Origin of the sequence: Variovorax sp. PBL-H6 (assembly GCF_901827155.1) — a bacterium.
Classification (GTDB): domain Bacteria; phylum Pseudomonadota; class Gammaproteobacteria; order Burkholderiales; family Burkholderiaceae_C; genus Variovorax.
In genome coordinates this window covers 4456795-4468593 of sequence record NZ_LR594659.1, presented here as the reverse complement: position 1 = coordinate 4468593, position 11799 = coordinate 4456795, and the positions used below count along the sequence as shown (strand labels likewise).

At 66.0% G+C, this 11799-nt stretch carries 9 protein-coding genes; 3 read left to right on the top strand and 6 right to left on the bottom strand.

The genetic code is table 11. The annotated features are described in order from the left end of the window. Position 1: 1 nt before the first annotated feature. On the bottom strand, positions 2-3220 hold the full coding sequence (locus G3W89_RS21130) for an efflux RND transporter permease subunit (protein ID WP_162576011.1): 3219 nt from the start codon (positions 3218-3220) through the stop codon (positions 2-4). Positions 3221-3287: 67 nt separating this feature from the next. Here G3W89_RS21130 and G3W89_RS21125 point away from each other — a divergent pair, with 67 nt between their 5' ends. Next, positions 3288-3821, top strand: coding sequence for a gluconokinase (locus G3W89_RS21125; protein ID WP_232076670.1), 534 nt, complete (start codon positions 3288-3290; stop codon positions 3819-3821). A 48-nt stretch (positions 3822-3869) separates the two neighbouring features. Here G3W89_RS21125 and fghA read toward each other — a convergent pair whose 3' ends face one another. Further along, a complete protein-coding gene (gene fghA / locus G3W89_RS21120) occupies positions 3870-4727 on the bottom strand; it encodes an S-formylglutathione hydrolase (RefSeq protein WP_162576010.1) in 858 nt (285 codons plus the stop codon). Between the two features lie 52 nt (positions 4728-4779). Then, complete coding sequence (locus G3W89_RS21115; protein ID WP_162576009.1) at positions 4780-5886, bottom strand: S-(hydroxymethyl)glutathione dehydrogenase/class III alcohol dehydrogenase; 1107 nt, start codon at positions 5884-5886, stop codon at positions 4780-4782. Positions 5887-5961: 75 nt separating this feature from the next. On the opposite strand from G3W89_RS21115, the gene aroQ reads away from it, so the two are divergent. Together aroQ and G3W89_RS21105 are read left to right on the top strand one after the other, a co-directional pair. Next, entirely contained in the window at positions 5962-6411 is a 450-nt protein-coding gene (gene aroQ, locus G3W89_RS21110; RefSeq protein ID WP_162576008.1) for a type II 3-dehydroquinate dehydratase, read from the top strand. Continuing rightward, positions 6408-7046 carry a DNA-3-methyladenine glycosylase I gene (locus G3W89_RS21105; protein ID WP_162576007.1) on the top strand — a complete coding sequence of 213 codons (639 nt, stop codon included), beginning with the start codon at positions 6408-6410 and terminating at the stop codon, positions 7044-7046. Before aroQ ends, G3W89_RS21105 begins: the two co-directional genes overlap by 4 nt. Here G3W89_RS21105 and G3W89_RS21100 read toward each other — a convergent pair. The 3 genes from G3W89_RS21100 to G3W89_RS21090 are packed head-to-tail and all read right to left on the bottom strand — an operon-like array spanning position 7043 to position 11796. Then, entirely contained in the window at positions 7043-8560 is a 1518-nt protein-coding gene (locus tag G3W89_RS21100; RefSeq protein ID WP_162576006.1) for a SpoVR family protein, read from the bottom strand. The two genes, G3W89_RS21105 and G3W89_RS21100, sit on opposite strands and share 4 nt — an antisense overlap. Beyond that, positions 8557-9843, bottom strand: a complete 1287-nt coding sequence (locus G3W89_RS21095) for a YeaH/YhbH family protein (RefSeq protein ID WP_174258331.1) — start codon at positions 9841-9843, stop codon at positions 8557-8559. The genes G3W89_RS21100 and G3W89_RS21095 overlap by 4 nt, the downstream gene beginning before the upstream one ends. Positions 9844-9873: 30 nt before the next feature. Further along, positions 9874-11796, bottom strand: a complete 1923-nt coding sequence (locus tag G3W89_RS21090; RefSeq protein WP_162576004.1) for a PrkA family serine protein kinase — start codon at positions 11794-11796, stop codon at positions 9874-9876. Positions 11797-11799 lie beyond the last annotated feature (3 nt).

The following is an 11799-nucleotide window of genomic DNA, read 5'->3' as shown; positions in this document are numbered from 1 at the left end:
TTCAACTCTCCTGGGGCGCCGTGCCCTGCACGGGCGGCGCGGTCAGTTCGGCTTCGCGCGCGGCCTTGCGGTGGGCCATGCGGCTATGGATGCCGGCATACACAGCCGGCACGAAGAAGAGGGTGGACACCGTCGCGAACAGCAGGCCGCCGATCACGGCGCGGCCCAGCGGCGCATTCTGCTCGGCGCCTTCGCCCAGGCCCAGCGCCATCGGGATCATGCCGATGATCATCGCCAGGGCCGTCATCAGCACCGGCCGGATGCGCGTGGCCCCGGCCTCCAGCGCCGCCGACAGCGGCGGCACGCCGGCATCCAGCCGCTCGCGCGCGAAGGACACCAGCAGGATGCTGTTGGCGGTGGCCACGCCCATGGTCATGATCGCGCCGGTCAGCGCCGGCACGCTCAGCGTGGTGCCCGTGAGGAACAGCATCCAGGCAATGCCGGCCAGCGCCGCGGGCAGGGCGGTGATGATGATCGCGGCGTCCAGCCACGACTGGAAGGTGACCACGATCAGCAGGTACACCAGCACGATCGCCATCGCGAGCCCGACGCCCAGCCCGACAAAGGAGGACTGCATGGTCTCCACCTGGCCGCGAATTGCGACCTGGCTGCCGCGCGAGAGCTTGGGCCGCACTTCGTCGACCAGCTTCTTGACCTCGCCTGCCACGCTGGCGAGGTCGGTGCCCTGCACGCTGACGTACACGTCGATCACCGGCGAGATGTTGTAGCGCGAGACCACCGAAGGCTGCCGCGCGGCCTGCGCCTCGACCAGGTTGCCCAGGAGCTGCGGCGGCCCGGCCGCGGCCCCCTGGCCGCCCACCGGGATATTGAGCAGCGCATCGAGCGAGTCGACCTTGTACTGGGGCGTCTGCACCGCGACGCTGTAGACCACGCCGTTCTGCGGATTGAGCCAGAAGGCCGGCGCCGTCTGCGAGCTGCCTGAGAGCGCGATCAACACGTTCTGGCCGACGTTCTGGGCCGTGAGTCCGACCTGCTGCAGCCGCGTGCGGTCCATCTGCAGGCTCACACTGGGGCCATCCAGGCGCTGGTGCACATGGGCGTCGACCGCACCTGGAATCTTGCGGATGGCCTTGACCAGTGCCGCGGCGTGCTGCGCATTGCCGGCCAGGTCGTTGCCGCTGAACTGCACGTCGATGGCCGCGGGCAGCCCGAAGTTGAGGATCTGCGTGACGATGTCCGCGGGCTGGAAGAAGAACTCGGTGCCGGGGAAGCGCTTCGGCAGCTCCGCGCGCAGCAGCGATACGAACTCTTCGGTCGGCCGGTGGCCGTCGCGCAGCGAGAGCAGGATCTCGCCGTCGAGCGTGCCGATGGTGCCGGCGTTGCTGTACGAAAGATTGATGCCGCTGTTCGGCACGCCCAGGTTGTCGAGGACGGTCTCGAGCTCGTCCTTCGGCACCAACTCGCGGATCGCGGCTTCCACTTCATCGGCCAGCCGCGCTGTCTCTTCGATACGGGTGCCGGTGGGCGCACGCATGTGCAGGCGGATCTGGCCTGCGTCCACGCCGGGAAAGAAGTCGCGGCCCAGCACCGGATACAGCAGGCACGACAGGAGGCAGAAGCCCAGGAAGAGGGCGATGAAGCTCCCGCGCTTGGACAGCAGCGCCGACAGGACCAGCGTGTAGGCGCGTCGCACGCGCTCGAAGCGCCGGTCGAAGCTGCGGTAGACCCGCTGCAGCAGGCTGGGCCTGGCGTCGGCGGCGGCGCCGCCGTGCGGGTGTTGCGCGTGCACGCGGCCCATCAGCAGCATGACCAGCGTCGGCACCAGCGTTCGCGACAGGATGTAGGAGGCCAGCATCGCGAACACCACCGCCTCCGCCAGCGGCACGAACAGGAAGCGCGCCACGCCCGAGAGGAAGAACATCGGCACGAACACGATGCAGATGCACAGCGTGGACACGAAGGCCGCGGTGCCGATCTCGCCGGCGCCCACCATGATCGCCTCGTTGAGCGGCGTGCCCATGTGCAGGTGGCGCTCGATGTTCTCGATGGTCACGATCGCCTGGTCGACCAGGATGCCGACCGAGAGCGCGAGCCCGCCCAGCGTCATGAGGTTGAGCGTCTGGCCCAGCGCATGGAGCGCCAGGATCGAGGCCAGGATCGACAGCGGAATCGTCGCCGCGATGATCAGCGTGCTGCGCCAGTTGCCCAGGAAGATCAGCACCATCGCGGCGGTCAGCAGGGCGGCAATGACGGCCTCGAGCACCACCCCCTGCACGGCCGCCTTGACGAACAGCGACTGGTCGAACAGCGGCGTGACCTTGATGTCCGGCGGCATGCCCTGCTGCGCCACCGGCAGCAGCGCACGCAGGTTGGCGACGATGTCCAGCGTCGACGCGCTGCCGTTCTTGATCACCGACAGCAGCACGCCGCGCACGCCGTCCTGCCGCACGATGTTGGTCTGCGGCTGGAAGCCATCGCGCACGTAGGCCACGTCGCGCAGGTAGGTGGTGGCTCCGTTGGCCGTGCGCACCGGCAGGTCGTTCAGTCCGGCCAGCACCTCGGGCGAGCCGTTCATCTTCACGCTGTATTCGGTGGTGCCGAACTTGGCGGTGCCCGAGGGCAGGATCAGGTTCTGCGCGTTCACCGCATTCACCACGTCGGCCGGCGAGAGCCCGCGGGCCTGCAGGGCCTGGGTGTCGAGGTCCACCGAGATCACGCGGTTCTTGCCCCCGTAGGGGAACGGAATGGCGACGCCCGGAATGGTGATGAGCTGTGGCCGCAGCTGGTTGATGGCCGAGTCGAAGAGCGAGTTCTCCGGCCGCTCGCTGCTCGACAGCGCGAGCTGAATGACCGGGATGCTCGAAGCCGAGTACTTGATCACCAGCGGCGGCGTGATGCCGGGCGGCAGCTGGCGCACCTGCGTCTGCACCGAGGCCACGGTCTGGGCGATTGCAGTCTCGATGTTGGCCGTGGGCTGGAAGAAGATCTTGATCACGCTCACGCCGGCCAGCGACTGCGACTCGATATGCTCGATGTCGCTCACCGTGGTGGTGAGGCCGCGCTCGGTCTGGCCCGCGATGCGCTGCCCCATCTCCTGGGCCGGCAGGCCGCCGTAGTTCCAGATGATGCTGAGCACCGGGATGTTGATCTCGGGGAAGATGTCGGTCGCCATGCGTGCGAGCACGAAGGGCGTGGCGAGCACGATCAGCATCGCCATCACGATGAAGGTGTAGGGGCGGCGCAGAGCGAGCGAGACCATGGAAACGGCTTGTTACTTCCCGTCGAAGGGCGCCATCATAAGTAGAGAACGCAACACAATAGTTCCAATGGCCGAGCTTTACTTATCTTCGTCGGAGAGCCCACCTTGCTGGCTGGTGGTGATGGGCGTCTCGGGGTGCGGCAAATCCACCCTCGGGGCCGCGCTGGCCCAGGCCCTGGGCCTGCCGCTGATCGAGGGCGACGACTTCCATTCGCCCGGGAACGTCAGCAAGATGCACGCCGGTATCGCGCTGACCGACGCCGACCGGGCCGGCTGGCTTGAGACGCTGGCGGGTGCGCTCGCCGCTCATCCGCGCGGGGCGGTGCTGACCTGCTCGGCGCTGAAGCGCGCCTACCGCGACCGGCTGCGCGCCGGGGTGCCTCGCCTCCTCTTTGTCTTCATGGAATTGTCGCGTGAGGAGGCCGAGCGCCGCGTCGCCGGGCGCGGAACGGGGCACTTCTTCTCCCCGAGCCTGGTCGCCGATCAGTTCGCGACTTTGGAATCGCCGGTCGGGGAGGCCGATGTGCTGGCGGTGGATGCGACGGCGCCGCTGCCCGGGTTGGTGGAGCGGGTGAGTGGCTGGGTGCGCCAGGCGTCGTGAAGCCGAACTGGCGGGATCGCGCTTTTGCGCGTGAGCGGCAGCCCGGGCTCAACCCCGCAGGAAACGGGCGTGATGCGCCAGATGGTCCGCCACGAAGCTCTGCACGAAGTAGTAGCCGTGGTCGTAGCCCTCGTGCCGGCGCAGCGTGAGCGGCTGCCCGACAGCGCGGCAGGCGGTCTCGAGCCGGTGTGGATGCAGCTGGTCGGGCAGGAACTTGTCCGCCAGGCCCTGGTCGACGAGGATGCCTCCAGGGTAAGGCGCGGCGGTCTGCGACTGCATCAGCGCACTCGCATCGTGTGCCAGCCATTGCTCGCGGTCCGGGCCGAAGTAGCCGCCGAAAGCCTTCTCGCCCCAGGGGCACTCGCTGGGCGCGCAGATCGGCGCGAAGGCCGAGAGCGAGGCGAAGCGGCCCGGATGGCGCAGGGCCAGCGTGAGCGCCCCGTGGCCGCCCATCGAATGGCCGAAGAGACCCAGGCGGTGGATGTCGATGGGGAAGTGCGCGCCCAACAGCGGCAGCAACTCGTGGACGATCCAGCTTTCCATGCGCCAGTTGGTCGCCCAGGGCGCCTGCGTGGCATCGAGGTAGAAGCCGGCGCCGACGCCGAAGTCCCAGTTGTCGCTCTCGCCGGCCACCTGGGCGCCGCGCGGGCTGGTGTCGGGCGCGATCAGCGCCAGGCCCAGTTCGGCCGCGAGCCGTTGGGCGCCGGCCTTGACCATGAAGGTCTCCTCGTTGCAGGTCAGGCCTGCCAGGTACATCAGGGCCGGCACCGGGCCCTGCTGCGCCTGCGGCGGCAGGAAGACCGAGAAGCGCATCGGCAGGCCGATTTCGCGTGCGTCGTGTTCGTGGAAGGCTTGGGTGCCGCCGAAGCAGCGGTGTTCGGAAAGCGTGCGGATGCCTGGGTTCATGGTCGAAAAGCGTTCACCAGTTCGGAGTCTTCACGGTCATCTCCGCGGGCTGTCAGTACAAGACCACGCCGCGGATCGATTCGCCGCGCTTCATCAGGTCGAAGCCCTTGTTGATGTCCTCCAGCGGCATGGTGTGCGTGATCAGGTCGTCGATGTTGATCTTGTTTTCCATGTACCAGTCGACGATCTTCGGCACGTCGGTTCGGCCGCGCGCGCCGCCGAAGGCCGAGCCTTCCCACTTGCGGCCGGTGACGAGCTGGAAGGGGCGGGTGCTGATCTCGGCGCCGGCCTCGGCCACGCCGATGATGATGCTGCGGCCCCAGCCCTTGTGCGTGCACTCCAGCGCCTGGCGCATCACCTGCGTGTTGCCGATGCACTCGAAGCTGTAGTCGGCGCCGCCGTCGGTCAGCTGCACGATGGCGTCGACGATGTTGGCGTGCTCCTTGGGGTTGAGGAAGTGCGTCATGCCGAACTTGCGTGCCATCGCTTCGCGCGCCGGGTTGAGGTCGACGCCGATGATCTTGTCGGCGCCCACCATCTTGGCGCCCTGAATCACGTTGAGCCCGATGCCGCCGAGACCGAACACCACCACATTGGCGCCGGCTTCGACCTTGGCGGTGAAGATCACGGCGCCGATGCCGGTGGTCACGCCGCAGCCGATGTAGCAGACCTTGTCGAAGGGCGCATCCTCGCGGATCTTGGCCATCGAGATCTCGGGCGCCACCGTGTAGTTGCTGAAGGTGGAGGTGCCCATGTAGTGGAAGATGGGTTTGCCGTCGAGGCTGAAGCGGCTGGTGGCATCGGGCATCAGGCCCTTGCCTTGCGTGCCGCGGATCAGCTGGCAGAGGTTGGTCTTGCGCGAGAGGCAGAACTTGCACTGCCGGCACTCGGGCGTGTAGAGCGGGATGACGTGGTCGCCCTTCTTGAGCGAGGTCACGCCGGGGCCGACATCGACCACGATGCCTGCGCCTTCGTGGCCGAGGATGGCCGGGAAGATGCCTTCGGGGTCGGCGCCCGAGAGCGTGTAGTAGTCGGTGTGGCAGATGCCCGTGGCCTTGATCTCGACCAGGACCTCGCCGAACCTGGGGCCTTCGAGGTCGACGGTTTCGATGGACAGGGGGGCGGCAGATTTCCAGGCGACAGCAGCTTTGGTTTTCATGAGTAGGCGAAAAAAGTGTCAAAGGCGGGCACAGCCAGCGGTTCACTTTATGCCATACCCTGCTACAAACGCGCCATGAAGAAGATCCTCGTCCTCAATGGCCCCAACCTCAACCTGCTCGGCACCCGCGAGCCCGCCCAGTACGGCCACGAAACACTGGCGGATGTCGAGCGCCTGTGCGCCGAGGCGGGTACGAAGCTGGGCGTGGGCATCGAATGCCGGCAGTCCAATCACGAGGGCCATTTGATCGACTGGATTCATGAGGCCGGCCGCGAGGTGGCGGCCGGCCGCATGCTGGGCGTGGTGATGAACCCCGGCGCCTATACCCACACCTCGATCGCGCTGCACGACGCGATCAAGGGCGCAAGCGTCCCGCTGGTGGAACTGCACATCTCGAACGTGCATGCGCGCGAGGAGTTCCGCCACCATTCGTACATCTCGCCGGCGGCGCGCGGCATCATCGTCGGCTTCGGCGTCAAGGGCTATGCGCTGGCGATCGAGGCGCTGGTGCGGGTGAGTGCATGAGCCTTGATCGACCGGGCCTGTTCACGGGCGAAGACGGCGCGCTGCGCTGCCGCTGGTGCCAGTCCACCGGGGCCTACCAGCACTACCACGACAACGAGTGGGGATTCCCTGTCACAGACGACCGGCGCCTGTTCGAGAAACTGTGCCTCGAAGGTTTCCAGGCGGGCCTGAGCTGGCTCACCATCCTCAACAAGCGCGAGGCCTTTCGGCGCGCCTTCGCGGAGTTCGATGCCGAACGCGTCGCGCGCTTCAAGCCGAAGGACGTGGAGCGCCTGCTCGGCGATGCGGGCATCGTGCGGCACCGCGGCAAGATCGAGTCGGCCATCAACAACGCGCAACGGGTGCTGGAATTGCGCGAGCAGTTCGGCTCGCTCGCCGCCTATGCCTGGGGCTTCGAGCCTGACCCTGCCTCGCGCCCTCGGCGCATCACCCACGAGGCGCTGACGGCAATGACGACGTCCCCGGAGTCGGTGGCGATGTCCAAGGACCTGAAGAAGAGGGGCTGGAGCTTCGTCGGCCCGACGACTGTCTATGCGTTCATGCAGGCCATGGGGCTGGTCAATGACCATGTCGAGGACTGCCATGCGCGCGACCTCGCGCTGGCGGCGCGCGACAAGCTGAAGGTGCCGCGCTAGGCGGCCAGCGGGCCAGCCACCTTGCGGTGGCTCACGCGGCCCTGGCTGTCGACGCTCTCGAGATGCACGTCGAAGCCCCAGAGGCGGGCGACGTGCTTGAGCACTTCGTGTGCGTCGTCGTGCAGCGGGCGGTCGTTGTGCTGGGTGTGGCGCAGGGTCAGTGAACGATCGCCGCGCAGGTTGACGCTCCAGACCTGGATGTTGGGTTCGCGGTGATTGAGGTCGTACTGCCGCGACAGCGACTCTCTCAGCTGCCTGTAGCCGCTGTCGTCGTGGATGGCAGACACCTCGAGCTCTGACTCGCTCTGCTTGTCGCTGATCGCGAAGAAGCGGAAGTCGCGCATCAGCTTCGGGGAGAGAAACTGGCCAACGAAGCTCTCGTCCTTGAAGTTGCGCATCGCGTAGTCGAGCGTCTGCTGCCAGGGCGAGCCGGCCAGGTCGGGGAACCAGCGGCGGTCCTCCTCGGTAGGGTCCTCGCAGACGCGTCGCAAGTCGGTGTACATCGCGAAGCCCAGCGCATAGGGGTTGATGCCGCTGTAGGCGCGGTGGCCGACCGGCGGCTGGAACACCACGTTGGTGTGCGACTGCAGCCACTCCATCATGAAGCCGTCGGCCAGCAGGCCCTCGTCGTACAGGGTGTTGAGCAGGGTGTAGTGCCAGAAGGTCGCCCAGCCCTCGTTCATGACCTGGGTCTGGCGCTGCGGGTAGAAGTACTGCCCCACCTTGCGCACGATACGCACCACTTCGCGCTGCCAGGGCTCCAGCAATGGTGCATTCTTCTCAATGAAGTAGAGCAGGTTCTCCTGCGGCTCGGAGGGGAAGCGCTTGGCGGCTTCTTCTTCTTCGGCGGTGCGGCCGGCGCGCTTGGGAAGGGTGCGCCAGAGGTCGTTGACCTGTTGCTGCAGATGGTGCTCACGGTCCTCGCGGCGCGCCTGTTCCTGGCTCAGCGACAGGCGCTGCGGACGGCGGTAGCGGTCCACGCCGTGGTTCATCAGCGCATGGCAGGAGTCGAGCAGGTCCTCGACGGCCGGCAACCCGTGCCGTTCTTCGCACTCGCTGATGTAGTGCCGGGCGTAGACGAGGTAGTCGATGATGGACGAGGCGTCCGTCCACATCTTGAAGAGGTAGTTGCCCTTGAAGAAGCTGTTGTGCCCATAGGCGGCATGGGCGATCACCAGGGCCTGCATGGCCATGGTGTTCTCTTCCATCAAATAGGCGATGCAGGGGTCGGAGTTGATGACGATCTCGTAGGCCAGGCCCATGTGGCCGCGGCGGTAGTTCTTCTCGGTGGAGATGAACTGTTTGCCGTACGACCAGTGGCGGTAGATGACCGGCATGCCGACCGAGGCGTAGGCGTCCATCATCTGCTCGGCCGTGATGATCTCGAGCTGGTTGGCGTAGGTGTCCAGGTTGTAGCCGCGCGCCACACGGGCGATCTCGCTGTGGTATCGCTCGATCAGCTCGAAGGTCCAGTCCGAAGGGCTGGGCAGAGGTTCTCGTTTCCTGGCGTTCACACCGTCCCCCTCTCCTTTTTGAACAGGTCGCGGAACACCGGGTAGATGTCCGCCGCGTCGGCGACCTTGCGCATCGCGAAGTTCTTGTGGGAATCGACCAGCTGTGTGTACTCCTCCCACATGTTCTGCTCGGCGTCCGCCACCTGCACGTAGGCGTAGTAGCGCACCAGCGGCAGCAGGTGATCGGCCAGGAGCTCCCGGCATCGGCCGCTGTCCTGGTGCCAGTTGTCGCCGTCGCTGGCCTGGGCGCCGTAGATGTTCCACTCGTTGCTCGGAAAACGCGCGCGGACGATGTCGTGCATCAGCGTGAGCGCGCTGGAAACCACCGTACCGCCGGTCTCGGTGGCGTGGAAGAACTCTTCCTCGCTGACTTCGCTGGCCTGGGTGTGGTGCCGGATGAAGACCAGCTCGATCTTCTCGTAGTGGCGCGTCAGGAACAGGTACAGCAGCATGAAGAAGCGCTTGGACATGTCCTTGCGCGCCTCGTCCATCGAGCCGGAGACGTCCATCAGGCAGAACATCACGGCCTTGGCGGAGGGGATCGGCACCTTCACCCGGTTGCGGTAGCGAAGGTCGATCGGGTCCAGAAAGGGGATGTGCTTGGCCTTCGCCCGCAGCTCCTCGATCTTGGCCTCGGTGTCGCGGATCTCGCGTTGCACAAGCGCATCGGCCGCGCGCGGGCTGCGCTTGAGGTGCAGCAGGTGGGCCTCGAGCTCGCGGATCTCTCGCCGCGAGTCGCCGCCCAACGCGATGCGCCGCGCCAGTGCGCCGCGCATGGAGCGCACCACGTGCAGGTTGGTGGGCATGCCGTCCTGCGTGAAGCCGGCGCGGTGGCTTTTCCATTCCGGCACCTCGGCCAGCTGGGTGCGGATCAGATGGGGGAGTGCGAGGTCCTCGAAGAAGACCCGCATGAACTCTTCCTTGGTGAGGCGGAAGACGAAGTCGTCCTCGCCGCCTTCGCCGTCGCCGGCCTGCGAGCCGCTGCCCTTGCCACCACCGCCGCCCTGGGGCCGCTCGATGCGGTCGCCCTTGACGTACTCGCGGTTGCCCGGGTGCACGTACTCGCGGTCGCCGCCGGGCCCGTGGCCGAACACCGGCTCGGACACGTCACGCTTGGGCAGCGTGATGTCCTCGCCCTGCTCGAGGTCCCGGATGTTGCGCCCGCTGACGGCACGCCGCACGGCTTCCCCGATCTGCTCGCGATAGCGCCGCAGGAAACGCTCGCGGTTGCCGATGGACTTGTTCTTCCCCGACAGACGACGGTCGATGATCTGCTGCAGCATGGCCACGGCCCTGACTCCCTTGTCAGCTCATCATGAGCTCTTGCGTACGCGCAGATACCACTCGCACAAGAGGCGGACCTGCTTGGCGGTGTAGCCCTTCTGCACCATGCGGTTGACGAAATCCTCGTGCTTCTTCATCTCGTCGGCGCTGCTCTTGGCGTTGAAGCTGATGACGGGCAGCAGCTCCTCGGTGTTGGAGAACATCTTCTTCTCGATCACCGTGCGCAGCTTTTCGTAGCTGGTCCACAGCGGGTTCTTGCCCGCGTTGCCGGCGCGCGCGCGCAGCACGAAGTTCACGATCTCGTTGCGGAAGTCCTTGGGGTTGCTGATGCCCGCGGGCTTCTCGATCTTCTCGAGCTCGGCGTTGAGGGAGCCGCGGTCGAACACCTCGCCGGTGTCCTGGTCACGGTACTCCTGGTCCTGGATCCAGTAGTCGGCGTAGGTGACGTACCGGTCGAAGATGTTCTGGCCGTACTCTGAGTAGCTTTCGAGGTAGGCGGTCTGGATCTCCTTGCCGATGAACTCCGCATAGCGCGGCGCCATCAGCTCCTTGATATACGACAGGTACTTCTGCTCGGTCTCGGCCGCGAACTGCTCGCGCTCGATCTGCTGCTCGAGCACGTACATCAGGTGCACCGGGTTGGCGGCAACCTCGCCGCTGTCGAAGTTGAAGACCTTGGAGATGATCTTGAACGCGAAGCGGGTGGACACGCCGCTCATGCCCTCGTCCACGCCCGCGTAGTCGCGGTACTCCTGGATCGACTTGGCCTTGGGATCGGTGTCCTTGAGGTTCTCGCCGTCGTACACCTGCATCTTGCTGAAGATGCTGGAGTTCTCCGGCTCCTTCAGCCGCGTGAGCACCGAGAACTGGGCCATCATGCGCAGCGTGCCGGGCGCGCAGGGCGCCAGCGACAGCGAGGAGTTGCGCACCAGCTTCTCGTAGATCTTGATCTCTTCGGAGACGCGCAGGCAGTAGGGCACCTTGACGATGTAGATCCGGTCGAGGAATGCCTCGTTGTTCTTGTTGTTGCGGAAGGCCTTCCATTCGCTCTCGTTGCTGTGCGCAAGCACGATGCCGTCGAAGGGAATGGCGCCGAAGCCTTCGGTGCCCTTGAAGTTGCCTTCCTGCGTGGCGGTCAGCAACGGATGCAGCACCTTGATGGGCGCCTTGAACATCTCGACGAACTCCAGCAAGCCCTGGTTGGCCAGGCACAGCCCGCCGGAGTAGGCGTAGGCGTCCGGGTCGTCCTGCGCATAGGTCTCGAGCTTGCGGATGTCGATCTTGCCGACCAGCGACGAGATGTCCTGGTTGTTCTCGTCGCCGGGCTCGGTCTTCGCCACCGCGATCTGGCGCAGCACCGAGGGGTAGCGCTTGACGACCTGGAACTGCCGGATGTCGCCGCCGTATTCCTCGAGCCGCTTCACCGCCCAGGGCGAGAGGATGCGGTTGAGGTAGCGCTGCGGGATGCCGTATTCCTTCTCGAGGATCTCGCCGTCCTCGGTGGCGTTGAAGAGGCCGAGCGGCGATTCGTTGACCGGCGATCCCTTGATGGCATAGAAGGGCACCTGCTCCATCAGCTGCTTCAGCCGCTCGGCGATCGAGCTCTTGCCGCCGCCGACAGGGCCGAGCAGGTAGAGGATCTGCTTTCTCTCTTCGAGCCCCTGCGCCGCGTGCCGGAAGTAGGACACCACCTGTTCGATGGCGTCCTCCATGCCGTAGAACTCGCGGAAGGCCGGGTAGATCTTGATGACCTTGTTGGCGAAGATGCGCGACAGGCGCGGGTCGTTGCGCGTGTCGACGAGCTCCGGCTCCCCGATGGCCTTGAGCATTCGCTCGGACGCGGTCGCGTAGGCCGTGGGCTCCCGTTTGCAGATCTCGAGGTACTCCTGCAGGGAAAGGACCTCTTCGCGAGTCCGCTCGTAGCGGGCGGCGAAGTTACTGATGACATCCATAAA

Excerpts from the sequence above, each read along its gene's own strand:
- G3W89_RS21130 (WP_162576011.1), bottom strand. The coding sequence starts at position 3,220 with ATGGTCTCGCTCGCTCTGCGCCGCCCCTACACCTTCATCGTGATGGCG.
- G3W89_RS21125 (WP_232076670.1), top strand. The coding sequence starts at position 3,288 with ATGGCCGAGCTTTACTTATCTTCGTCGGAGAGCCCACCTTGCTGGCTG.
- fghA (WP_162576010.1), bottom strand. The coding sequence starts at position 4,727 with ATGAACCCAGGCATCCGCACGCTTTCCGAACACCGCTGCTTCGGCGGC.
- G3W89_RS21115 (WP_162576009.1), bottom strand. The coding sequence starts at position 5,886 with ATGAAAACCAAAGCTGCTGTCGCCTGGAAATCTGCCGCCCCCCTGTCC.
- aroQ (WP_162576008.1), top strand. The coding sequence starts at position 5,962 with ATGAAGAAGATCCTCGTCCTCAATGGCCCCAACCTCAACCTGCTCGGC.
- G3W89_RS21105 (WP_162576007.1), top strand. The coding sequence starts at position 6,408 with ATGAGCCTTGATCGACCGGGCCTGTTCACGGGCGAAGACGGCGCGCTG.
- G3W89_RS21095 (WP_174258331.1), bottom strand. The coding sequence starts at position 9,843 with ATGCTGCAGCAGATCATCGACCGTCGTCTGTCGGGGAAGAACAAGTCC.
- G3W89_RS21090 (WP_162576004.1), bottom strand. The coding sequence starts at position 11,796 with ATGGATGTCATCAGTAACTTCGCCGCCCGCTACGAGCGGACTCGCGAA.